Source organism: Pseudomonas sp. 21615526, from assembly GCF_013386245.1.
GTDB lineage: Bacteria > Pseudomonadota > Gammaproteobacteria > Pseudomonadales > Pseudomonadaceae > Aquipseudomonas.
Map to the genome: position 1 here is coordinate 170,049 of NZ_JACAOM010000015.1, position 23,103 is coordinate 193,151.

Annotated in this window: 22 protein-coding genes and 1 riboswitch; of the genes, 11 read left to right on the forward strand and 11 right to left on the reverse strand. The window is 61.0% G+C overall.

Translation table 11 applies throughout. The features are described 5' to 3' along the window. Window positions 1-230 precede the first annotated feature (230 nt). The 3 genes from HX786_RS06930 (at window position 231) to HX786_RS06940 (ending at window position 3,046) form a co-directional block, all read left to right on the forward strand. Window positions 231-896 (forward strand): polysaccharide lyase family 7 protein, encoded by a 666-nt coding sequence (locus HX786_RS06930; protein ID WP_003216876.1) that lies wholly within the window; start codon window positions 231-233, stop codon window positions 894-896. Window positions 897-1,037: 141 nt separating this feature from the next. Then, complete coding sequence (gene alr / locus HX786_RS06935) at window positions 1,038-2,267, forward strand: alanine racemase (RefSeq protein WP_178911869.1); 1,230 nt, start codon at window positions 1,038-1,040, stop codon at window positions 2,265-2,267. Window positions 2,268-2,752: 485 nt separating this feature from the next. Beyond that, window positions 2,753-3,046 (forward strand): hypothetical protein, encoded by a 294-nt coding sequence (locus tag HX786_RS06940; protein WP_003216872.1) that lies wholly within the window; start codon window positions 2,753-2,755, stop codon window positions 3,044-3,046. A gap of 59 nt (window positions 3,047-3,105) precedes the next feature. Here the strand turns inward: HX786_RS06940 and fba are convergent, their stop codons facing one another. The 6 genes from fba to tkt form a co-directional block, all read right to left on the reverse strand. Then, window positions 3,106-4,170: a class II fructose-bisphosphate aldolase gene (gene fba, locus HX786_RS06945; RefSeq protein ID WP_003177554.1), complete on the reverse strand. Its 1,065-nt coding sequence runs from the start codon at window positions 4,168-4,170 to the stop codon at window positions 3,106-3,108. Window positions 4,171-4,295: 125 nt separating this feature from the next. Continuing rightward, window positions 4,296-4,631, reverse strand: a complete 336-nt coding sequence (locus tag HX786_RS06950) for an MliC family protein (RefSeq protein ID WP_003216869.1) — start codon at window positions 4,629-4,631, stop codon at window positions 4,296-4,298. Between the two features lie 60 nt (window positions 4,632-4,691). Beyond that, window positions 4,692-4,919 carry a hypothetical protein gene (locus HX786_RS06955; RefSeq protein WP_008434073.1) on the reverse strand — a complete coding sequence of 76 codons (228 nt, stop codon included), beginning with the start codon at window positions 4,917-4,919 and terminating at the stop codon, window positions 4,692-4,694. A 29-nt stretch (window positions 4,920-4,948) separates the two neighbouring features. Beyond that, entirely contained in the window at window positions 4,949-6,112 is a 1,164-nt protein-coding gene (locus HX786_RS06960; protein WP_008434075.1) for a phosphoglycerate kinase, read from the reverse strand. 19 nt (window positions 6,113-6,131) lie between these two features. Continuing rightward, a complete protein-coding gene (epd, locus tag HX786_RS06965) occupies window positions 6,132-7,181 on the reverse strand; it encodes an erythrose-4-phosphate dehydrogenase (RefSeq protein WP_008434077.1) in 1,050 nt (349 codons plus the stop codon). Window positions 7,182-7,323: 142 nt separating this feature from the next. Further along, window positions 7,324-9,321, reverse strand: a complete 1,998-nt coding sequence (tkt, locus tag HX786_RS06970; RefSeq protein WP_178911870.1) for a transketolase — start codon at window positions 9,319-9,321, stop codon at window positions 7,324-7,326. A gap of 249 nt (window positions 9,322-9,570) precedes the next feature. Here tkt and HX786_RS06975 point away from each other — a divergent pair, with 249 nt between their 5' ends. The 4 genes from HX786_RS06975 to HX786_RS06990 all read left to right on the forward strand — a co-directional run bounded on the left by HX786_RS06975 (window position 9,571) and on the right by HX786_RS06990 (window position 14,082). Continuing rightward, window positions 9,571-10,566 (forward strand): metalloregulator ArsR/SmtB family transcription factor, encoded by a 996-nt coding sequence (locus HX786_RS06975; RefSeq protein WP_003216864.1) that lies wholly within the window; start codon window positions 9,571-9,573, stop codon window positions 10,564-10,566. Window positions 10,567-10,585: 19 nt separating this feature from the next. Continuing rightward, complete coding sequence (gene metK, locus HX786_RS06980; protein ID WP_003216863.1) at window positions 10,586-11,776, forward strand: methionine adenosyltransferase; 1,191 nt, start codon at window positions 10,586-10,588, stop codon at window positions 11,774-11,776. Between the two features lie 143 nt (window positions 11,777-11,919). Next, on the forward strand, window positions 11,920-13,605 hold the full coding sequence (gene ligB / locus HX786_RS06985) for an NAD-dependent DNA ligase LigB (protein WP_256344254.1): 1,686 nt from the start codon (window positions 11,920-11,922) through the stop codon (window positions 13,603-13,605). 81 nt (window positions 13,606-13,686) lie between these two features. After that, window positions 13,687-14,082, forward strand: a complete 396-nt coding sequence (locus HX786_RS06990) for a DUF1090 domain-containing protein (protein WP_177035282.1) — start codon at window positions 13,687-13,689, stop codon at window positions 14,080-14,082. Window positions 14,083-14,089: 7 nt separating this feature from the next. Here HX786_RS06990 and HX786_RS06995 read toward each other — a convergent pair whose 3' ends face one another. Further along, entirely contained in the window at window positions 14,090-14,539 is a 450-nt protein-coding gene (locus HX786_RS06995) for a cytochrome c (RefSeq protein WP_008434083.1), read from the reverse strand. A gap of 128 nt (window positions 14,540-14,667) precedes the next feature. On the opposite strand from HX786_RS06995, the gene HX786_RS07000 reads away from it, so the two are divergent. After that, the gene (locus HX786_RS07000; protein WP_177035283.1) at window positions 14,668-15,837 is read left to right on the forward strand and encodes a murein transglycosylase A; all 1,170 of its coding nucleotides are present in this window, start codon (window positions 14,668-14,670) and stop codon (window positions 15,835-15,837) included. A gap of 140 nt (window positions 15,838-15,977) precedes the next feature. Here the strand turns inward: HX786_RS07000 and HX786_RS07005 are convergent, their stop codons facing one another. Together HX786_RS07005 and HX786_RS07010 are read right to left on the reverse strand one after the other, a co-directional pair. Continuing rightward, entirely contained in the window at window positions 15,978-16,364 is a 387-nt protein-coding gene (locus HX786_RS07005) for an MAPEG family protein (protein ID WP_003216858.1), read from the reverse strand. Between the two features lie 31 nt (window positions 16,365-16,395). Continuing rightward, window positions 16,396-17,229 carry an EamA family transporter gene (locus tag HX786_RS07010; protein WP_178911871.1) on the reverse strand — a complete coding sequence of 278 codons (834 nt, stop codon included), beginning with the start codon at window positions 17,227-17,229 and terminating at the stop codon, window positions 16,396-16,398. A 454-nt stretch (window positions 17,230-17,683) separates the two neighbouring features. Here HX786_RS07010 and HX786_RS07015 point away from each other — a divergent pair, with 454 nt between their 5' ends. Beyond that, the gene (locus HX786_RS07015; protein WP_178911872.1) at window positions 17,684-18,949 is read left to right on the forward strand and encodes a sodium:proton antiporter; all 1,266 of its coding nucleotides are present in this window, start codon (window positions 17,684-17,686) and stop codon (window positions 18,947-18,949) included. Here HX786_RS07015 and HX786_RS07020 read toward each other — a convergent pair. Then, window positions 18,943-19,830, reverse strand: coding sequence for a formate/nitrite transporter family protein (locus HX786_RS07020; RefSeq protein WP_008434095.1), 888 nt, complete (start codon window positions 19,828-19,830; stop codon window positions 18,943-18,945). The genes HX786_RS07015 and HX786_RS07020 overlap by 7 nt on opposite strands. A 77-nt stretch (window positions 19,831-19,907) precedes the next feature. After that, the gene (locus HX786_RS07025) at window positions 19,908-20,312 is read right to left on the reverse strand and encodes an acyl-CoA thioesterase (RefSeq protein WP_003216852.1); all 405 of its coding nucleotides are present in this window, start codon (window positions 20,310-20,312) and stop codon (window positions 19,908-19,910) included. A gap of 198 nt (window positions 20,313-20,510) precedes the next feature. Next, window positions 20,511-20,616: riboswitch (S-adenosyl-L-homocysteine riboswitch) on the forward strand. Window positions 20,617-20,637: 21 nt separating this feature from the next. On the opposite strand from HX786_RS07025, the gene ahcY reads away from it, so the two are divergent. Further along, window positions 20,638-22,047, forward strand: coding sequence for an adenosylhomocysteinase (ahcY, locus tag HX786_RS07030; protein ID WP_003216850.1), 1,410 nt, complete (start codon window positions 20,638-20,640; stop codon window positions 22,045-22,047). A 176-nt stretch (window positions 22,048-22,223) separates the two neighbouring features. Next, entirely contained in the window at window positions 22,224-23,069 is an 846-nt protein-coding gene (metF, locus tag HX786_RS07035) for a methylenetetrahydrofolate reductase [NAD(P)H] (protein ID WP_008434100.1), read from the forward strand. Window positions 23,070-23,103 lie beyond the last annotated feature (34 nt).

Genomic DNA, 23,103 nt, shown 5'->3' on the forward strand with positions numbered 1-23,103 from the left:
CTGGATCCCATAAAGCAGAAGCCACGACGGTGCCATCATTGCGCCAAAGCCCAGACAACCGACTAACGGTCAGTGTCTACAGCCCGCGGTTTACGGGAAACATGGCTTTTTGACATTTCATTGGCGCCAACAATCCGCCACAAAGCCATTAACAATCCATTTCGAGCCACCTATAAAGAAAGTGCCGGCTCCCGAGCCAAGGCCTTCTCTCCCCGTTAAAGGCGTATTCAATGATTGATCTGTCCACCTGGAACCTGAGCATCCCCGTCGGCTCCCCGCCCTCGACCATCGACACGCCGAAGCTGCTCAGCGGGTTCAAGGACCAATACTTCCAGGCCGAAGGCAGCAGCGTGCAATTCTGGACCCCGGTGACCGGCACGCGTACCGAGAACGCCGTTTACCCTCGCAGCGAACTGCGGGAAACCTACGCCGACGGCCGCCTGCGCAACTGGCTGTACAGCGACGCCGACAACTTCCTGCGTGCCACGTTGGCGGTCAACAAGGTGCCGTCGTCCGGCAAGGTGGTGATCGGTCAAATCCACGCCTACGAAAGCCAGAAGCCACTGATCAAGGTCGAATACCAATACAAGGAAAAAACCCAGACCGGCAACATCGTCGCCAAGGTGCGCATGCGCCCTGACGAGTCGGAAGGCCGGGTGATCATCGTCGCCGAGAACGTACCGCTGGACCGCGACTTCACCTATGTCATCCACCTGAACAAGGCCGGATTGTTGAGCGTCGACGCTGCCAATGGGCAATGGAACGAACGCATCGGCGCTGCGTGGGGCAAACAACCGCTGTACTTCAAGGCCGGTGCCTACGTGCAGGACAACAGCGGCAACAGCAAGGAAGGCGCCCGCGTGACGTTTGCCAAGCTGGACATTGACCACGACTGAAGCTGATTCGCTTCAGCGACCGGTCCCACGACGCTTTAGGACAGAACCGCGACCCAGGGTCTCGACTTTCTTGTAGGACAATCCGAGTATGGCGCCGCGCACGCGCACTACCCCCTACAAGAAAGTCATGGAGACTGCCCAATGCCCTTTTCCCGCACCCTGCTCGCCCTCTCTATGGGCATGGCACTGCTGCAAAACCCGGCCTTCGCCGCCCCGCCCCTCTCGATGGCCGACGGGGTGGCCCAGGTCAATATCCAGGACAGCAACGCCTGGGTCGAAATCAACAAGGTCGCCTTCGAAAACAATATCCGCATCCTGCAAGCCAGCCTCGCTGACAAGTCGAAAATCTGCGCCGTGCTCAAGGCGGATGCCTACGGTCACGGCATCGGTTTACTGATGCCCTCGGTGATCAAACTGGGCGTGCCCTGCGTCGGCATCGCCAGCAACGAAGAAGCCCGCGTGGTCCGTGAAAGCGGCTTCAAGGGCCAACTGATCCGCGTACGCACCGCCGCCCTGAGCGAGCTGGAAGCTGCGTTGCCGTATAACGTCGAAGAGCTGGTGGGCAATCTGGACTTCGCCGTGCGCGCCAGCCTGATCGCCGAAAACCACGGCCGCCCACTGGTCGTGCACCTGGGCCTGAACTCCAGCGGCATGAGCCGCAACGGTGTGGAAATGACCACCGCCCAGGGCCGCCGCGACGCCGTAGCGATTACCAAGGTGCCAAACCTGCAGGTGACGGCGATCATGACCCACTTCGCCGTCGAAGACGCCGCCGACGTGCGCACCGGCCTCAAGGCGTTCAACGAACAAGCCAACTGGCTGATCAACGTCGCCCAGCTCGACCGCAGCAAAATCACCCTGCACGCCGCCAACTCCTTCGCCACCCTGGAAGTGCCCGAGTCGCGGCTGGACATGGTTCGTCCGGGCGGCCTGCTGTTTGGCGATACCGTACCGTCGTTCACCGAATACAAGCGCGTGATGCAGTTCAAATCCCACGTGGCGTCGGTCAACAGCTACCCGAAAGGCAACACCGTAGGCTACGACCGCACCTACACCCTGGCGCGGGATTCGAAACTGGCGAACATCACCGTCGGTTATTCCGACGGCTATCGCCGGGCGTTTACCAACAAAGGCATCGTGCTGATCAACGGGCACCGGGTGCCGGTGGTGGGCAAGGTGTCGATGAACACCCTGATGGTCGATGTCACCGACGTGCCGACCGTGAAGAGCGGCGATGAGGTGGTGTTGTTCGGCAAGCAGGGCGCGGTGGAGACCAGCCAGGCGGAGGTTGAAGACATCAACGGTGCGTTGCTGGCGGATCTGTATACGGTGTGGGGTAACTCGAATCCGAAGGTGCTGGTGGAGAACTAAGTCTCCTCACATCTCGTAGGCACTGTCCTATGGACCCAAGGATCATTCGGTGATTAACACAATCACTTAACCAACACTTATCCCTGTGGGAGCCGGGCTTGCCCGCGATGGCGGTGTATCAGCCACATAATAAGTTGGCTGACCCACCGCCATCGCGGGCAAGTCGAATCGTCGCACCGCCAGCTCCCACAGGGGCGTTGTGTCCTACAGGGCCGTTGCGGTGAATCGGAGCGCCGCTTATAGTTCGCCCCGTCGCCGGCATTGAACGGCGACAGGGTTTCGCAGCCCTACAGAGTTAATACCGTACCCGTCAAAATACGACATAGGCAGTCCTGCCAATGCTCGGCTTTTTATGGCGGTTGTACGTGGGAGACCTTCGGGTCTGCCGGGTCTTAACTCCTCGGTCTGCGAACCCGCGTACAGCTGCCACCCTATTTGTTTCGCAGCAAACGGTGGCCAATTTTCTTTTGAGTTAAGGATTTGCCATGAAGCCACAACTCCCACCCCGCCGTTTCACCCCTTGCACCGAAACAGCCACCGAATACCCGGTACTCCTGATCGACAGCGAAGCTCCGCTGCAGGACCTGCATGCCTGCCTGCGTGAACGCCTCAACGCCGCCCTCGAACACCTCAACTTGATGGCCTGCTCCAGCCTGCCCGATTTTGCGGAGCGTGACCTGAACCACGTAGCCAACACCGCCCGCATCCTGGTGCAGGACGTAAGCGACGTATTCCGCGTCATCGAATACCGCGGCTTCGACACCCCCGCAGCCGCCTGATCAAATTTCAGCCACAAAAAAGCCCGCATCGCTGCGGGCTTTTCATTAACGCGTAAGGCTTAGTTGACCTTGGCGTTCAACTCACCTTTCAGGTAACGCTGGTACATCGCTTCCAGGGAGATCGGCTTGATCTTCGAAGCGTTGCCCGCAGTACCGAAGGCTTCGTAACGTGCGATACATACATCACGCATGGCAGTCACGGTAGCGCCGAAGAATTTACGTGGGTCAAATTCGCTCGGGTTCGTGGCCATCAGGCGACGCATCGCACCGGTGGAGGCCAGGCGCAGGTCAGTGTCGATGTTGACCTTGCGCACGCCGTACTTGATGCCTTCGACGATTTCTTCAACCGGCACGCCGTAGGTTTCTTTGATGTCGCCGCCGTACTGGTTGATGATCGCCAGCCACTCTTGCGGTACCGAGGAAGAACCGTGCATCACCAGGTGGGTGTTCGGGATGCGCTTGTGGATTTCCTTGATGCGGTCGATGGCCAACACGTCGCCGGTAGGTGGCTTGGTGAATTTGTAGGCGCCGTGGCTGGTGCCGATGGCGATGGCCAGGGCGTCAACTTGGGTCTTTTTCACGAAGTCGGCGGCTTCTTCCGGATCGGTCAGCATTTGGCTGTGATCCAGTACGCCTTCGGCGCCGATACCGTCTTCTTCACCGGCCATGCCGGTTTCCAGGGAACCCAGGCAGCCCAGTTCGCCTTCAACCGAAACGCCACAGGCGTGAGCCATGGCCACGGTTTGTTGGGTGACGCGTACGTTGTATTCGTAGTCGGTCGGGGTCTTGCCGTCTTCGCCCAGGGAACCGTCCATCATTACCGAGCTGAAGCCCAGCTGGATGGAGCGCTGGCACACGTCAGGGCTGGTGCCGTGGTCCTGGTGCATGCACACCGGGATGTGCGGGAATTCTTCGATCGCGGCGAGGATCAGGTGACGCAGGAACGGGGCACCGGCGTATTTGCGCGCGCCGGCCGAAGCCTGGACGATCACTGGAGAGTCAGTCTTGTCAGCGGCTTCCATGATGGCGCGCATCTGCTCAAGGTTGTTGACGTTGAAGGCTGGAACGCCATAGCCGAATTCGGCTGCGTGGTCCAACATCTGGCGCATGCTGATAAGTGCCATTGTGAGTCTCTCTCCCGGTCGAGGGTCGTTAATCGTGCAAGCCTGCCGTAGCGGCGGCTGCTATTCAAGTTATTGAAGGTCAGGCTTTCAAAGCCTGCCCTGCTGAATCGTTATTGCTGTCGGGGTTACTGTGCTTTACAGCCACGCCCGATCAAATCATCGGTGGCAACCCAGTAAACCAGGCCTTCCTCACCTTTTGTGTGAAACGCCAACTGGCCGTCGCTGTACAGCACGCCCGAGGCCGCCACATCCTGCTTGAGGCGATACACCTGGTCCGAGCCGCCGAGGCGCACATCCACCTGGGTGCGGGCCTGGTCGGCAAAGCGCCAGTTGACTTGCGCCTGGCTGTCACACGTCCAGGTGGTCCACTTGTCTGCCGGCTCTGCCTTCTTGTCGAACATGTTCAGGTTGGTGCATCCGGCCAATAACGCCAGTGCCGCCAGGGCGAAAACGCCTTTCATTGCCAATCCTCAAGCGGCGACCTGCGGCCACCGCTGCTGTCGGTTAGTGAATCAGACCCGTCAAGGGCAACCCTGTTCCTGACCGTTGGGCGCAGAGTCGTATTTCTCCAACCCGTCCGGCCCGATGCGCTTGTTGATCACCGGCATGGTTTCGGCCTGCCAGTCAGCCTGGTAGCAACTCTTTTGCCGCGCCGCCCCGGCCTTTTCAGACTCGGGCGCCGCTTTCGGCGTGCTGCCGCAGCCGGCCAGCAGGCCCGCTGCAATCACCAGTGCCAACGACCTGATCATCGGAATGCTCCTTTTCCTCAGCAAGTGCCTTATCCCTTGGCCCGGCTTTCCAGCACTTCGACAGCCGGCAGTACCTTGCCTTCAACGAATTCGAGGAACGCACCACCCCCCGTAGAAATGTAGGAGATCTGGTCAGCAACGCCATATTTATCGATGGCCGCCAGGGTGTCGCCACCGCCAGCGATGGAAAATGCCGAGCTTTCAGCGATGGCGTGGGCCAGCACTTTGGTGCCGTTGCCGAACTGGTCGAACTCGAACACGCCGACCGGGCCGTTCCACAGGATGGTCTTGGACGACTTCAGCAGTTCAGCGAAGTTGGCTGCAGTTTGCGGGCCGATGTCCAGGATCATGTCGTCAGCGGCAACGTCAGCGATCAGCTTGACGGTGGCTTCGGCGCTTTCAGCGAATTCCTTGGCCACCACCACGTCTACCGGCAGCGGCACGCTGACCTTGGCGGCGATGGCGCGGGCGGTTTCCAGCAGGTCCGGTTCGTACAGCGATTTGCCCACCGGGTGACCGGCAGCCGCCAGGAAGGTGTTGGCAATGCCGCCGCCGACGATCAGCTGGTTGCAGATCTGGCTCAGGCTGTTCAGCACGTCGAGCTTGGTGGACACCTTGGAGCCGGCAACGATGGCGGCCATCGGTTGGGCCGGAGCGCCGAGGGCCTTGCCCAGTGCGTCCAGTTCAGCCGCCAGCAACGGGCCAGCTGCGGCAACTTTGGCAAACTTGGCCACGCCGTGGGTCGAACCCTCGGCACGGTGCGCGGTGCCGAAGGCGTCCATCACGAACACGTCGCACAGGGCAGCGTATTGCTGGGCCAGTTCGTCGCTGTTCTTTTTCTCGCCCTTGTTGAAGCGCACGTTTTCGAACAGCACGATGTCGCCAGCCTTCACGTCCACACCGTTCAGGTAGTCGGCAACCAGCGGCACGTCGCGGCCCAGGGCCTTGCTCAAATATTCAGCTACAGGCTTGAGGCTGTTTTCTGCCGAGAATTCACCTTCGGTCGGACGACCCAAGTGGGAGCAGACCATCACGGCCGCACCTTTTTCCAGGGCCAGCTTGATGGTCGGCAGCGAGGCCAGGATTCGCGCATCGCTGGTGACAACACCGTCCTTGACTGGGACGTTGAGGTCTTCGCGGATCAGTACGCGCTTACCTTGCAGATCGAGGTCGGTCATCTTCAACACGGTCATGGGGGGCAATTCCTGAGAGCTAAAGTTGTGGAGAGGCTGTTTGCAGATAGTGTTCTGCAACGTCCAGCATTCGGTTGGCAAAACCCCATTCGTTGTCGAACCACGCCAGGATGTTCACCAGCCGTGGGCCGGAAACGCGGGTCTGGCTGGCATCGACGATGGCCGAATGCGGGTCGTGGTTGAAATCACAGCTGGCGTGCGGCAACTCGGTGTAGGCCAACAGGCCTTTGAGCGGGCCGCTGGTGGCGGCGTCGCGCAGGATCCGGTTGACTTCGCCGGCATCGGTGTCGCTGACGGTTTGCATGGTGATGTCCAGGCAAGACACATTCACCGTCGGTACCCGTACGGCTTTGGCCTGGATTCGCCCGGCAAGTTCCGGCAACAGTCGCTCGATACCGCGCGCCAGGCCGGTGGACACCGGAATCACCGACTGAAACGCCGAACGCGTACGGCGCAGGTCTTCATGGTGGTAAGCGTCAATCACCGGCTGATCGTTCATTGCCGAGTGAATGGTGGTGATCGACACGTATTCCAGGCCAATCGCCTGGTCCAGCAGGCGCAACAGCGGCACGCCGCAGTTGGTGGTGCAGGAGGCGTTGGACACCAGCAATTCGGCACCGGTCAGGCAATCCTGGTTCACGCCGTAGACGATGGTGGCGTCAACATCCGCCTCGCTGGCCATCGGCTGGGAAAACAGGACCCGTGGTGCGCCGGCGTCGAGAAACCGCTGGCCGTCGGCACGGGTGTGATAGGCACCGGAGCATTCCAGCACCAGGTCGACGTCCAGCGCCGCCCAGTCGATGCCCTCAGGGGTGGCACTGCGCAGGACCTTCACGCAGTTGCCATTAATATGCAGACAATCGTCCTCGACCCGCACTTCGCCGGGGAACCGGCCGTGGGTGGAGTCAAAGCGTGTCAGGTATTCGATGCTGGCCATGTCCGCCAGATCGTTGATCGCGACAATTTCAAACCCGGCCGCCGGCCCTCGCTCGAACAGAGCACGCAAGACGCAACGACCAATCCGGCCGTAGCCGTTGAGTGCAACTTTGTAGGGACGCGGTTGAGGCATGGGGTTCTCGATTACCATTGGGTAATGGGGTGAATGTGCCGCCGCCTTCGCGAGCAAGCCCGCTCCCACATTTAGACCGCGATCTAATGTGGGAGCGGGCTTGCTCGCGAAGAGGCCAGTACAGCCGCCCCAATCTACAGCCTTAGTCTTCCAGCAGCTCTTCAGCCTGACCCAGGATGTTTTCCAGGGTGAAGCCGAACTCTTCGAACAACGCTGGCGCCGGCGCCGACTCACCGTAGGTGGTCATGCCGATCACCCGGCCTTCCAGGCCCACGTACTTGTACCAGTAGTCGGCGTGAGCCGCTTCGATGGCGATACGTGCGCTGACCTGCAACGGCAACACCGATTGCTTGTAGTCGGCGTCCTGGGCTTCGAAGACGCTGGTGCACGGCATGGAAACCACACGCACGTTACGGCCGGCGGCCGTCAGCTTGTCGTACGCCTGAACCGCCAGGCCCACTTCGGAACCGGTGGAGATCAGGATCAGCTCCGGCTCGCCGATGCAGTCTTTCAGCACGTAGCCACCACGGCTGATGCCTTCGATCTGCGCCGCGTCGCGGGTTTGGTGCTGCAGGTTCTGACGGGAGAAGATCAGCGCCGAAGGGCCGGCCTTGCGCTCGATCGCGTGCTTCCAGGCCACAGCCGATTCGACTGCGTCCGACGGGCGCCAGGTGTCCAGGTTCGGCGTGGTGCGCAGGCTGGTCAACTGCTCGACCGGCTGGTGCGTCGGGCCGTCTTCGCCCAGGCCGATGGAGTCGTGGGTGTAGACGAAGATCACACGCTTCTTCATCAACGACGCCATGCGTACGGCGTTGCGGGCGTATTCCATGAACATCAGGAAGGTCGCGCCGTAAGGCACCAGGCCGCCGTGCAGGGCAACGCCGTTCATGATGGCGCTCATGCCGAACTCGCGCACGCCGTAGTACATGTAGTTGCCGCTGGCGTCTTCCGCCGAGACACCTTTGCAACCTTTCCACAGGGTCAGGTTGGAACCGGCCAGGTCAGCCGAACCGCCGAGGAACTCAGGCAGCAGCGGGCCGAATGCGTTCAGGGTGTTCTGGCTGGCTTTACGGCTGGCGATGGTTTCGCCCTTGGCCGCCACTTCGGCGATGTAGGCCGAGGCCTTTTCAGCGAAGTCGGCAGGCAGGTCACCGGCCAGGCGGCGAACCAGTTCGTTGGCCAACTCAGGGAATTCGGCGGAGTAGGCCGCGAAACGCTGGTCCCACTCGGCTTCGACCGCCAGGCCGGCTTCCTTGGCGTTCCACTCGGCGTAGATGTCAGCCGGGATTTCGAACGGGCCGTGGTTCCACTTCAGCGCAGCGCGGGTCAGGGCGATTTCCGCGTCACCCAGTGGGGCGCCGTGGCAGTCTTCCTTGCCTTGCTTGTTCGGCGAACCGAAGCCGATGGTGGTCTTGCAGCAGATCAGGGTCGGCTGCTCGCTCTTGCGGGCCGTCTCGATCGCAATCTTGATTTCTTCCGGGTCATGACCGTCGACATTGCGGATCACCTGCCAGTTGTAGGCTTCGAAACGCTTAGGCGTGTCGTCGGTGAACCAGCCTTCGACTTCGCCGTCGATGGAGATGCCGTTGTCATCGTAGAAGGCGATCAGCTTGCCCAGGCCCAGGGTACCGGCCAGGGAGGCGACTTCGTGGGAAATGCCTTCCATCATGCAGCCATCACCCAGGAACACGTAGGTGTGGTGGTCGACAACGTTGTGGTTCGGGCGGTTGAACTGCGCAGCCAGCACTTTTTCAGCCAGGGCAAAACCCACGGCGTTGGCCAGGCCCTGGCCCAGTGGACCGGTGGTGGTCTCAACGCCAGGGGTGTAGCCGTATTCCGGGTGGCCCGGGGTGCGGCTGTGGATCTGGCGGAAGTTTTTCAGGTCGTCGATGGTGACGTCGTAGCCGGTCAGGTGCAGCAACGAGTAGATCAGCATCGAGCCGTGGCCGTTGGACAGGATGAACCGGTCACGGTCGGCGAACGACGGGTTGCTCGGGTTGTGTTTCAGGTAGTCACGCCAAAGTACCTCGGCGATATCCGCCATGCCCATCGGGGCACCGGGATGGCCGCTGTTGGCTTTTTGCACGGCATCCATGCTGAGGGCACGAATGGCGTTGGCACGCTCACGACGGCTGGGCATCGCTGATCTCCTGGAGGTTGAATAAAAGAAACGGAAAAAAGGATCGGCATTTTCCCTCAGCCACGGCCCTCGGGGCAATGACAGATAGTCACTTGGGGGTGTTTTTCCTGCGGATTGACTGGAGAAACCGCCCCCCGCTTCGTCCATGGGTTATAGCGGCTGCTTATAACCACCGATTATCGACCAATATCAAAACTTTTTGATATTGCCCTTGCGGGGTTTTCCCACCGTCACTAGACTGCTGGCCTTATGAACCTGAGCGCACCTTCCATTCGACCCGACGACAGCGACGAGCTGGCGGCCCTGTGCAAGGCCGGTGGCGATCCGTTGCGCCTGAATGTGTTGCGCGCGCTGACCAACGATTCGTTCGGGGTGCTGGAGCTGGCGCAGATCTTCGCCATCGGCCAATCCGGCATGAGCCACCACTTGAAGGTACTGGCCCAGGCCGACCTGGTGGCGACCCGCCGCGAGGGCAATGCGATTTTTTACCGTCGCGCCCTGCCCCACACCGAGCAACTGGGCGGCAAGCTGCACGCCGCTCTGCTCGAAGAAATAGACAGCCTGGCGCTGCCGGCTGACGTGCAGTCGCGCATCAGCCAGGTGCACGGGCAACGTGCTGCCGCCAGCCAGGACTTTTTCTCACGGGTAGCCGAGAAGTTTCGCGCCCAGCAGGATCTGATCGCCGGCTTGGCGCAATACCGCGAAAGCGTGCTGGCACTTTTGGACAAGCTGAGCTTCAGTGATGAGGCTACGGCGGTCGAAGTGGGCCCGGGTGATGGCGGCTTCCTGCCGGAGCTGGCGCGGCGCTTTCATCAGGTCACGGCGCTGGACAACAGCCCGGCGATGCTGGAGCTGGCCCGCCAATTGTGTGAGCGCGAAGCGCTGGGCAATGTCCACCTGCAGTTGGCGGACGCCCTGAATGACACCAGCCTGCGGGCCGATTGCGTGGTGCTGAACATGGTCCTGCACCATTTCGCCGCCCCGGCAGACGCCCTCAGGCAGATGGCAAATTTGCTGCAACCAGGCGGCAGCCTGTTGGTCACGGATTTATGCAGCCACAACCAGAGTTGGGCCAGGGAAGCCTGCGGTGATCTCTGGCTGGGTTTTGAACAGGACGATCTGGCCCGTTGGGCCACCGCTGCGGGACTCGTTCCCGGGGAAAGCCTCTATGTAGGTTTACGTAATGGTTTCCAGATTCAGGTCCGCCATTTTCAGCGGCCGGCTGGCGACACTCACCATCGGTAAATATCAGGAAAACATCGAGATGAGCGAATACTCCCTTTTCACCTCCGAGTCCGTGTCTGAAGGGCATCCGGACAAAATCGCCGACCAGATCTCTGACGCGGTGCTGGACGCCATCATCGCTGAAGACAAGTTCGCCCGAGTGGCGTGCGAGACTCTGGTGAAAACGGGCGTGGCGATCATCGCCGGCGAAGTCACCACCTCTGCCTGGGTAGACCTGGAGCAGATCGTGCGTGATGTGATCATCGACATCGGCTACAACAGCTCCGACGTCGGCTTCGACGGTGCGACCTGCGGCGTGATGAACATCATCGGCAAGCAGTCCCCTGACATCAACCAGGGTGTCGACCGTGCCAAGCCTGAGGATCAGGGCGCCGGCGACCAGGGCCTGATGTTCGGCTATGCCAGCAACGAAACCGACGTGCTGATGCCGGCACCGATCACCTTCTCCCACCAGTTGGTGAAGCGCCAGGCCGAAGCCCGTAAATCCGGTGCATTGCCATGGCTGCGCCCGGACGCCAAGTCCCAGGTGACCTGCCGTTATGAAGGCGGCAAAGTCGTCGCCATCGACGCGGTGGTACTGTCGACCCAGCACAACCCGGACGTTTCCTACGCCGACCTGCGCGAAGGCGTCATGGAGCTGATCGTCAAGCACGTGCTGCCTGCCGAACTGCTGACCAAGGACACCCAGTTCCACATCAACCCGACCGGCCAGTTCATCATCGGTGGCCCGGTGGGCGACTGCGGCCTGACCGGTCGCAAGATCATCGTCGACAGCTACGGCGGCATGGCCCGTCACGGCGGTGGCGCGTTCTCCGGCAAGGATCCATCCAAGGTTGACCGTTCGGCGGCCTACGCCGGTCGTTACGTGGCCAAGAACATCGTGGCCGCCGGCCTGGCCGAGCGTTGCGAGATTCAAGTGTCCTACGCAATCGGTGTGGCCCAGCCTACGTCGATCTCGCTGAACACCTTCGGTACCGGCAAGATCAGCGACGACAAGATCGTCAAGCTGGTGCGTGAGATCTTCGACCTGCGTCCTTACGCAATCACCACCATGCTCGACCTGCTGCACCCGATGTACCAGGAAACTGCGGCCTACGGCCACTTCGGTCGTACCCCTGAGCAGAAGACTGTCGGCAACGACACGTTCACTACGTTCACCTGGGAAAAGACCGACCGTGCCAACGACTTGCGTACTGCCGCCGGCCTGTAATCGTCCTACGGTGTACACAAAGCCCCGGCGTTCTGTTCAAGCGAGCAGAAACATCGGGTAAAAAGCCTCGCGGTTGCGGGGCTTTTTTATGCCCGCAGGGATGGCTTAGGCTGGGCGCCCTTTTCAGAGCAAGGATGCTCATGATGACGTCACTTATGCGCTGGCTGTTTTTCCTTTTACTCAGCTTCTCGCCGCTCACTGCGTGGTCGCAGGAGTGCCCCGACTGGGAGGCCGATCACGCCCGGGCCCAGATCAGCACCCTGGCGCAACAAATCCGCTTGTGGGATGACAGCTACCACCGGCTCGGCCAGTCATTGATCAGCGATGAGCTGTATGACCAGGCCAGCCAGCGCCTTGCCCAATGGCGCAGGTGTTTCACTCCCTCCGCCCCAGTCACGGACGACCCGCTGGGCAGCTCGCGGGGCACGACCGCCCACCCGACGCCCCACACCGGCCTGGAAAAACTGCTGGACGATAACGCCGTGCAAACCTGGCTGGGGACTCGCCAGGACGTGTGGATCCAGCCCAAGGTCGATGGCGTCGCCGTCACGCTGGTTTACCGCAAGGGCCGGTTGAGCCGGGTCATCAGTCGCGGCGATGGCCGGCTGGGCCAGGATTGGTCAGCCTCCGCCCGCCGGATTCCGGGGATCGTGCAGCAACTGCCCGAGCCCGTTGACCTGCTGTTGCAGGGCGAACTCTATTGGCGACTGAATGACCATGTGCAAGCTGCCAAAGGTGGCCTCGGCGCCCGCGGCAAAGTGGCCGGGCTGATGAATCGCCGGCAGTTGAGCGACGCCGAGGCCGCCAATATCGGTCTGTTTGTCTGGGCCTGGCCCCAGGGCCCCGATGACTTTTCCGAGCGGCTGAGCCAGCTGGCGCAGTGGGGCTTCACCGACAGCGGGCGCTACAGCCACCCGATCAAGGACATGACCGAAGCGGCGCACTGGCGCAGCTATTGGTACAGCCACCCGCTGCCCTTCGCCAGCGACGGCGTGGTATTGCATCAAGGCCAGCGGGCCCCGGCCGAGCGCTGGCGGGTCAGCGCGCCCTACTGGGCGGTTGCCTGGAAGTACCCGGTGGCCAAGGCGCTGGCCCATGTGCGCAAGGTGCACTTCAAGATTGGCCGCACCGGGCGCATCACCTCCATCCTGGAGTTGGAACCGGTACTGCTCGATGACCGGAAGATCAGCCGGGTCAGTGTCGGTTCGCTGAAACGCTGGCGGGAACTGGATATCCGTACTGGCGACCAGGTCTCCATCAGCCTCGCCGGGCACGTCATCCCACGCCTTGACCGCGTCATCCTGCGCAGCCAGCCACGGGCCGAGTTGCAGGTCCCGCAGGCCAGGGACTTCCACCCCTTGAGTTGCTGGCAACTGGCCCCGGGTTGCGAAGAACAGCTGCTCGCGCGCCTGACCTGGCTGAGCGGCGCCCAGGGCCTGGCCCTGCCACACATCGGCCGCGAAACCTGGAACACCTTGATCCAGGCCGGCCTGATCGACGGCCTGCTCGATTGGTTAACCCTGGATGAGGCAGAGCTTGCTAACATTGATGGCTTCGGCGAACGCAGCAGTGCGCGTTTACTCGACAGCTTGCGCAGCGCCCGGCAGCGACCGTTCGCGCAATGGCTGATGGCCCTGGGAGTACCGCCCACGGCCCGCAACAATCTACAAGGCGGCTGGCAAACCCTGGCCGCCAGAGACACTCAAGCCTGGCTGGCCGAAGACGGCATAGGCCCGGGTCGCGCGGCGCAACTGAGCGCCTTTTTTCGCGACCCGCAGGTGCTGGCCTTGAGTGAAACATTACGGGCTGCCGGGATAGATGGTTTTTGACCTCTGCCCGACGGCATTAACCGGTGCCGGCAGAATTCATCCTGCCCACCTGATTGCGACCTTGTTTGCCTTGGAGCCTTTATGAAATTTCTTGCACCTTTTGCCCTGTTGACCGTCGCTACCCTTATGTCCGCGCCATTGCTGGCAGCCGAGGAAGCTGCGCCACTCACAGGCTGCGCCGCCAAGCGCGAGTCCATCAGCACCCAGATCGAACAAGCCAAGGCCCACGGCAACAGTGAGCAACAAGCCGGCCTGGAAAAAGCCTTGAGTGAACTCACCGTCAACTGCACCGATGCCTCCTTGAAAAAGGAGCGGGAAAACAAGGTGCTCGACGCCAAGCACGAAGTCAGCCGCCGTCAGGCTGACCTCGACAAGGCCATGAAGAAGGGTGACTCCGACAAGATCAACAAGCGCAAGGACAAGCTGGCCCAGTCACGCAAGGACTTGCAGGAAGCCCTGGACGAACTGGACAAGTAAGACGGCCTCAGTGATCGCGGAACTGTTTATGGCACGCGGTGCAGGCATCTTCGACTTTCTGCACCGCCGGCCCGAGGTTGCTGGCCTTGTAGGGCTGGACCTGGCTGGCGATCACCAATTCACCGGTGGCCGTTTCAAGGTTTCGAGCCATTTCCTGGAAACGTGCCTGCTGCTGCCACACGTCGTCCTTGGCGCTGGTGTGGTCTTCTTCACGCACGCTCGGGAAATGTTTCCACGGTTCGTGGGACAACGCATCAAGCTTGACCGCGCCTTCGGCAAATTTGCCGCCGTCGAATGGAATGCGCCCACGCAGCATGCCGCCCAGGTCTTCGCCGGTCTTGAGCATCTGCTTGAAAATGGCCTTGCGCTGGCCAAGGGGCGAATTCGGATCAACCCCGCCGCAGGCGGACAGTGTCAGGCAGGCCAGCAATACAACGGTCAGTCTTTTAAAAGTCATGATGGCTCAAGGTTACGGGAAACGGCGGCCAGTATCCTCGCCCCGCCCGCAAAGACCAATACCCCTATTAATAATAAGGGTTGCTCGAACGCCAGCCGATACGAGCAATCGCTTCAGGAATTTTGTGTATGAATACCCGTTTTAAGCCTTGGCGCCGCCTCGTGTGGGCCCTGCCAATGATCGCGCTGCTGGCCGGTTGCGACACCGGCAAGGACGAAAAAGCCAAGCCCCACGCCATTGCTACCTACGTCGGCGCCACCTGGGAAAACCTGCCGGCCGTGTCGGACAGCGACCTGCAAGCCGGCTTTGAATCCTGGCGCAGTGCCTGTCAACGACTCAAGGCTGACCCGGTGTGGGGCACGACGTGCGCGGCATCGGCCACTGTGCCGTCGACGGCAGTGGCGATTCGTGACTTCCTCAAGGCCAACCTCGATGTCTACGGCTTGCGCTCGGCAGACAACAGCCCCAACGGCCTGATCACAGGCTACTACGAACCGGTTTACCCCGGCAGCCTCACCGAAACCGCCACCGCCCATGTACCGGTGTTCGGCGTGCCGGATGACCTGATCATCGTCAACCTGGAAAGCATCTACCCGGAGCTCAAGGGCAAGCGCCTGCGCGGTCGCCTGGAAGGCCGGGTACTCAAACCCTATGACGACGCCAGCACCATCAACCACCAAGGCTCCACCGCCAAGCCCATCGCCTGGCTGACCAACCCGATGGACCTGCAATTCCTGCAGATCCAGGGTTCCGGTCGTATCCAACTGGCCGACGGCCGCCAATTGCGGGTGGGTTACGGTGACCAGAACGGTTACCCGTACCGCCCCATCGGCCGCTGGCTGGTGGAGCAGGGCGAGCTGAAAAAAGAAGACGTGACCATGGGCGCCATCGCGGCCTGGGCCAAGGCGCATCCGCAGCGTATTCCTGAATTGCTGGCAAGCAACCCCAGCTACGTGTTCTTCAGTGCCCGCCCCGACAGCAACGAAGGCCCGCGTGGCTCGCTGAACGTGCCGCTGACTGCGGGGTATAGCGTTGCGGTGGATCGCAAGGTGATTCCGCTGGGCAGCCTGTTATGGCTGTCGACTACCCGACCGGATGGCGCGCCGATTGCCCGCCCGGTGGCCGCGCAGGATACCGGTGGTGCAATTACCGGCGAAGTGCGGGCCGACCTGTTCTGGGGAACCGGTGATGCCGCCGGCGAGTTGGCGGGCAACATGAAGCAGCAGGGCCAGATCTGGATGCTGTGGCCCAAAGGCGCAGCGTTGCCAAAAGTGCCGGATGTGCCGACAGGCACCTGAAGAACACCAAGGTCTATGTGAGAGCGGGCTTGTGTGGGAGCGGGCTTGCTCGCGAATACGGTGTGTCAGTCACCGGATGTATCGACTGATCCACCGCATTCGCGAGCAAGCCCGCTCCCACACTAGAACAGTGTCAGGCTTCAGATCGAGACGAAGAAAAAGCTCGCAATCAACGCCATCCCTACCGCCCACACCACCGACCGCAGCATCGCCCAGTCCGCCAGGTAGCAGATGATGTAGAGCAACCGGCTGGTGATGAACAGCACCGCCAGGACGTTGATCGTCACCAGCGACGCAACGCCAGCCAGATGGGCAATGATCACCGCGGCCGCAAAGGCCGGGGTCACTTCGAAGCTGTTGAGTTGCGCACTGTGGGCGCGCTTGGCAAACCCCTCGAGGGTGTCGAGGAACGCCCGCGGGTCATGGTTCTGCCGGGGCCCGAACTTGCCGCCGCTGAACTTGGCCACGCCCGTGCACAGGTACGGCAGAAAAATTGCGATCAACACACACCAGAAAGCGACTGTCATAACCCATTCCTTTTTTAGTTTTATCCGACGGTTAGAGTTTCATCACGAACATGCCGATCAGCACCAACCCACAGGCTATGAGCCGTGGGCGGCCGAAAGGTTCTTTCAGGTAACGCATGCCGAACAGCACCACCAGGATCACGCTGACTTCCCGCAGCGCAGCGGCTTCGGCAATCGAGCCCAACTGCATGGCCCAAAGCACCAGAGCGTAGCTCAACAACACGCACAACCCGACACTCAGCCCCAGCCTCCACTGCGTGCGCCAGAACAGCCCGAACGCCACCCGCTTGCGCAGCACCGCCAGCAACGGAAACGGCCATGCGCTTATCAGCGTCAGCCACACCAGGTAGTCCAGCGGGTGTGACCAACGGCGCAATGCCTGGCCATCGAGGAAGGTGTAGCAACCGATACACAAGCCGATCAACGCCACCACCGGCAGCATCGACCAGGGCAACCGGTCGCCACCGCCGCCCTGCCACAACAGGCACAGCATGCCGAACGGGATCAGCAGAATGCCGAGAATCTGCTGGGTACTGAGCACCTCACCGGCAAACACCAGCGTCAGCGCCAGCACCACCAAAGGCGACAAGCCGCGCATCAATGGGTACACCAAGCCCAGGTCACCCACGCGATAGGCCTGGATCAGCAGGTAGCGGTAGAGCAATTCAAACAACGCCGAGGCGATGATCCACGGCCAGATTTCCAGTGGCGGAACCGATACAAACCCCACCGCCAGCACCACAAACAGCAACGCCACCGTGTCCATGCACGCGATGACCAACAGGCGCTCGCCGCTGAATTTGATCAAGGTGTTCCACGTCGCATGCAACAACGCCGCTACCAGTACCAGAGCTGTTGCAATCACGGTGACTCCCCAGTCATAAAAAGCGGAATTGATTCGCCATATTTCAGCACCTGTTTATACTAAAGCCGACCACGCCGCACTCAGTTGCGCAAAGACCTGGACCAATAAATTTTTGCTGCTGCCCGATCTTCGCCGATCCGGGCGTCGGCCTGCGTATGCCTGATCAGAGCGCCGCGATTACCGACAGGAGATCCTCGCCTGCCGCTCGGTGCCTGGGTCGGCGGGATGGCGGCGGCGGCACTTTTGTTCATCGACCTGCAACGTCGCCGCCCGGCTGCGGTCAACGTAGCCAACTGATAAATGTGTTCTGTGTGGGAGCTGTCGAGCTTTAGCGAGGCTGCGATACAGGCGCTGCGGTCTTGCAGCCTCACCCAGGTGATGCCATCGCAGCCTCGCTGGGGCTCGACAGCTCCCACATATGATCTCTACTCACTCCTCCATCCAAGGACCCCGGATGCTTGAACTTGTCGCTGCGTTTATTTGCCTCACCACCCTGCTCACTTACGTGAACTACCGCTTCATCGGCCTGCCGCCCACCATTGGTGTGATGGTGACGGCGCTGATGTTTTCCCTGCTGCTGCAAGGCTTGAGCTTCATCGGCTACCCCGGCCTTGAGGAGCGCATCCAGCAGTTGATCGGCCAGATCGACTTCGGCGACCTGCTGATGAACTGGATGCTCTCGTTCCTGCTGTTCGCCGGCGCCTTGCACGTCAACCTGGGCGACCTGCGCAGTTACCGCTGGCCCATCGGCCTGCTCGCCACCTTCGGCGTACTGATTGCAACGGTGGTGATCGGCAGCCTGGCCTTCTACATCTTCGCCCTGTTCGGCTGGCACGTGAGTTTCCTGTACTGCCTGCTGTTCGGCGCGCTGATTTCCCCCACCGACCCGATTGCCGTGCTCGGTGTGCTGCGGACAGCCAATGCGTCGAAACCACTGAAGACCACCATCGTCGGCGAATCGCTGTTCAACGACGGCACCGCGGTGGTGGTGTTCACCGTGTTGCTGGGCATCGCGCAACTGGGCGAGACGCCTACGGTCGGCGCCACGGCCATGCTGTTTGCCCATGAGGCGATTGGCGGCGTGGTGTTTGGCGGGCTGATCGGCTACATCGTGTACCTGATGATCAAGAGCATCGAGCAGTATCAGATCGAAGTGATGCTGACCCTGGCCCTGGTGATCGGCGGCTCGGCGATGGCCACTGAACTGCACGTCTCGGCACCCATTGCGATGGTGGTGGCGGGCCTGATCATCGGCAACCTCGGCCGCAAGCTGGCGATGAACGACATGACCCGGCGCTACCTGGACGGTTTCTGGGAACTGCTCGATGACATGCTCAACGCCCTGCTGTTTGCGCTGATCGGCATGGAACTGTTGCTGTTGCCGTTCAACTGGCTGCACGTGTTGGCCGCCAGTTTGCTGGCGGTGGCAATCCTGTTGTCACGCCTGCTGACGGTGGCCCCGGCGATCCTGCTGCTGCGCCGCTGGCGCACGGTGCCCCGCGGCACTATCCGCATCCTCACCTGGGGCGGCTTGCGCGGCGGGGTTTCCGTGGCACTGGCCCTGGCCCTGCCACTGGGCCCGGAGCGTGACTTACTGCTGAGCATCACCTACATCGTGGTGCTGTCTTCGATCCTGTTGCAGGGCTTGAGCATCGGCAAGCTGGTCAAGCATGTGACCATGGATGAGCCGGCGCCTGCTGCGGCGCCGGAGACTCACTGACCCTTGTTGATCTGCTGCGGATGCCTCGGGTCCGCAGCGGCTTTGCCCGGCAGGCTGCTTTCGCTGCGAATCTGCGCATGGCTGATCAGCGCAAAGATAAAGCTGCCGCCGATGATATTGCCCGCCAGCGTCGGCCCGGCGAACACCAGCCAGAAGTCTTTCCACGGCAGCTCGCCGGCGAATACCAGGTACGACACTTCCGCCGAGCCCACCACGATGTGAGTGAAGTCTCCCAGTGCCATCAGGTAGGTGATCAGGATGATGATCCAGATTTTGGCGCTTTCCATGGATGGGATCATCCAGACCATGGTGGCGATCATCCAGCCCGAGACGATGCCCTTGGCGAACATCTGGTAGGCGTCGTTTTCCATGACCTTGCGCCCGATTTCCAGGAAGGCCAGGTCGGTCTTGGTGTCAAAGATCGGCAAGTGCAGCATCACGTACGCCACCAGCAAGGTGCCGCACAGGTTGCCCACCAGCACCACGGCCCATAAACGCAGCAGGCGTGCGAAATTCTTCAGCGTGGGTTTGCTCATCACCGGCAACACCGCGGTCAGGGTGTTTTCGGTGAATAACTGCTGACGGGCTAGGATCACGGCAAGAAAGCCGGCGCAGTAACCAAAACTGGCGATCACCTTGAACTCTTCGCCATCCGGCAGGCGCGAGTTGAGCAAGCCCATGCCCATCAGTGACAGGCCCATGGTCAGGCCGGCGGCCAGCGCCGACCACCACAACGCGGCGACGTTGCGCTCCAGTTCCTGATCGCCTTGAGTGCGGATGATTTCATGCAGAACCGCCGCGCGAGGCGGCTGGTTCTTGTCGACGTCGTGCTGCTCTTCCTGCGACAGATTGGGGGTCTTGCCGTCTTCTTGCGTAGCCATGGTGATACCTGAACGGGGGGGCGATGTTCAGGTACGACCTATGGTTGATCAAGAGCGTTCACTGGCCCTGCGCAGGATTACTCGCCGAGGCCTTCCGACTGGAACTGATCCTTCACGTACTTGATCTCGGTGCGGCCATGGGGCGCCGGCAGACCGTCTTCACCCAGGTTCACGAAGACCATTTTTTCCACCGTCAGAATGCTCTTGCGCGTGATCTTGTTGCGCACTTCACAGGTCAGGGTGATGGAGGTGCGACCGAACTCGGTGGCGGTGATGCCCAGTTCGATGATGTCGCCCTGGCGCGAGGCGCTGACGAAGTTGATTTCGGAGATGTACTTGGTCACCACCCGCTGGTTGCCCAACTGGACAATCGCGTAGATGGCCGCTTCTTCGTCGATCCAGCGCAGCAGGCTGCCACCGAACAGGGTGCCGTTGGGGTTGAGGTCTTCGGGTTTTACCCATTTGCGGGTGTGGAAGTTCATGTTCACTCCAAAGCGTGTTGCGAAATGATGGGCAACATCATGGCAGAGGCCGGGCCCAAGCTCTATGAGCCATTGCCTATCAACCCCATGAGCGATCTTCATGCCGCCGACAGAAAGGCTTTAGAAGTCAGGCGCAGGCGGCTATAATCGCCTCCGCTTCAAAACGGTCATCTTCGATTGATACCGTTCTCCCGCCACCTGTCCGAGGGGCGCTGCAGCAGGCTCGACCTGTCAGGCTCGGATGGGGCGTTGTCCGGCCTGGTTAGCCAGCTGGATACTAAACGCACAACGGCGCCCATTCGCACACTACGAATGGAGGCTCTTCATGAGCGCTGTAATCACGCCTGCAGGTTTTACCGACTACAAAGTCGCCGACATGTCCCTCGCTGCCTGGGGCCGTCGCGAAACCTTTATCGCCGAATCCGAAATGCCAGCCCTGATGGGCCTGCGTCGCAAGTACGCCGCTGAGCAGCCGCTCAAGGGCGCGAAGATTCTCGGCTGCATCCACATGACCATTCAGACTGCCGTGCTGATCGAAACCCTGGTTGCCCTGGGTGCCGAAGTACGCTGGTCGTCCTGCAACATTTTCTCGACTCAAGACCAGGCCGCTGCCGCTATCGCTGCTGCCGGTATCGCCGTGTTCGCCTGGAAAGGCGAAACCGAAGAAGAGTACGAGTGGTGCCTGGAGCAAACCATCCTCAAGGATGGCAAGCCATGGGATGCCAACATGATCCTCGACGACGGCGGCGACCTGACCGAGCTGCTGCACAAGAAATACCCGCAGATCCTCGACCGCGTCCACGGCGTGACCGAAGAAACCACCACCGGCGTACACCGCCTGCTGGACATGCTGGCCAAGGGCGAGCTGAAAATCCCGGCCATCAACGTCAACGACTCGGTGACCAAGAGCAAGAACGACAACAAGTACGGCTGCCGTCACAGCCTGAACGATGCGATCAAGCGCGGCACCGACCACCTGTTGTCCGGCAAGCAAGCGCTGGTGATCGGCTACGGTGACGTGGGCAAGGGTTCGTCCCAGTCCCTGCGTCAGGAAGGCATGATCGTTAAAGTCTCCGAAGTCGACCCGATCTGCGCCATGCAAGCCTGCATGGACGGTTTCGAAGTGGTTTCGCCGTTCATCAACGGCCAGAACGACGGCACCGAAGCCAGCATCGACAAGGCCCTGTTGGGTAAGATCGACCTGATCGTGACCACCACCGGCAACGTGAACGTGTGTGACTCGAACATGCTCAAGGCCCTGAAAAAGCGCGCCGTGGTGTGCAACATCGGTCACTTCGACAACGAAATCGACACCGCTTTCATGCGCAAGAACTGGGCATGGGAAGAAGTGAAGCCACAGGTACACAAGGTTCACCGTACCGGTGCTGGCGATTTCGACCCGCAGAACGATGACTACCTGATCCTGCTGGCCGAAGGCCGTCTGGTCAACCTGGGCAACGCCACTGGCCACCCAAGCCGCATCATGGATGGCTCGTTCGCCAACCAGGTACTGGCGCAGATCTTCCTGTTCGGCCAGAAATACGCCGACCTGTCGCCCGCCCAGAAAGCCGAGCGCCTGACCGTGGAAGTACTGCCGAAGAAACTCGACGAAGAAGTGGCCCTGGAAATGGTCCGCGGCTTCGGCGGCGTAGTGACTCAACTGACCAAGACCCAGGCCGACTACATCGGCGTGACGGTCGAAGGCCCGTTCAAGCCGCACGCTTACCGCTACTGATTTGCCTGCTGCCTGCTCCCCATGTGGGGGCAGGCTTTTGTGGGAGCGGGCTTGCTCGCGAAGGCGGTGTGTGTCAGTCGACTTATCTACTACTGACATACCGCCTTCGCGAGCAAGCCCGCTCCCACATTGACGGTGTGCACCTTCTGGCTTTATGAGTTTCCATAGGTATGACCATGTCCCAAGACCGTCGCTACAGCTTCGAGTTCTTCCCGACCAAGACCGATGCTGGGCATGAAAAACTGATGGCAACTGCCAAGCAGTTGGCCAGCTACCACCCCGATTTCTTCTCCTGCACCTACGGTGCCGGTGGCTCCACCCGCGATCGCACGATCAACACCGTGCTGCAGCTGGAAAGCCAAGTCAAAGTACCTGCAGCTCCGCATTTGTCCTGCGTGGGCGACAGCAAGGCCGACCTGCGCAGCCTGCTGACCCAATACAAGCAAGCCGGCATCAAGCGCATCGTCGCCCTGCGCGGTGACCTGCCGTCCGGCATGGGCATGGCCAGCGGCGAGCTGCGCTACGCCAATGACCTGGTGAGCTTCATTCGCGAAGAAACCGGCGATCACTTCCACATCGAAGTGGCCGCTTATCCGGAGATGCACCCCCAGGCGCGCAATTTCGAAGACGATCTGCAGAATTTCGTGCGCAAGGCCAACGCCGGCGCCAACAGCGCGATCACCCAGTACTTCTTCAACGCAGAGAGCTACTTCTACTTCGTTGAGCGTGTACAAGCGATGGGCGTGAACATCCCGATCGTGCCGGGCATCATGCCGATCACCAACTACAGCAAACTGGCGCGCTTCTCTGACGCCTGCGGCGCGGAAATCCCACGCTGGATTCGTAAACAACTGGAAGCCTACGGCGACGACGTCAAGAGCATCCAGGCGTTCGGCGAACAGGTCATCAGCGAAATGTGTGAACAATTGTTGCAAGGTGGCGCGCCAGGGTTGCACTTCTATACCCTGAACCAGGCTGAGCCAAGCCTCGCTGTCTGGAACAACCTGAAGCTGCCACGCTAAGGTCTGTTCCGAAATGCAAAGGCCCTCATAATGA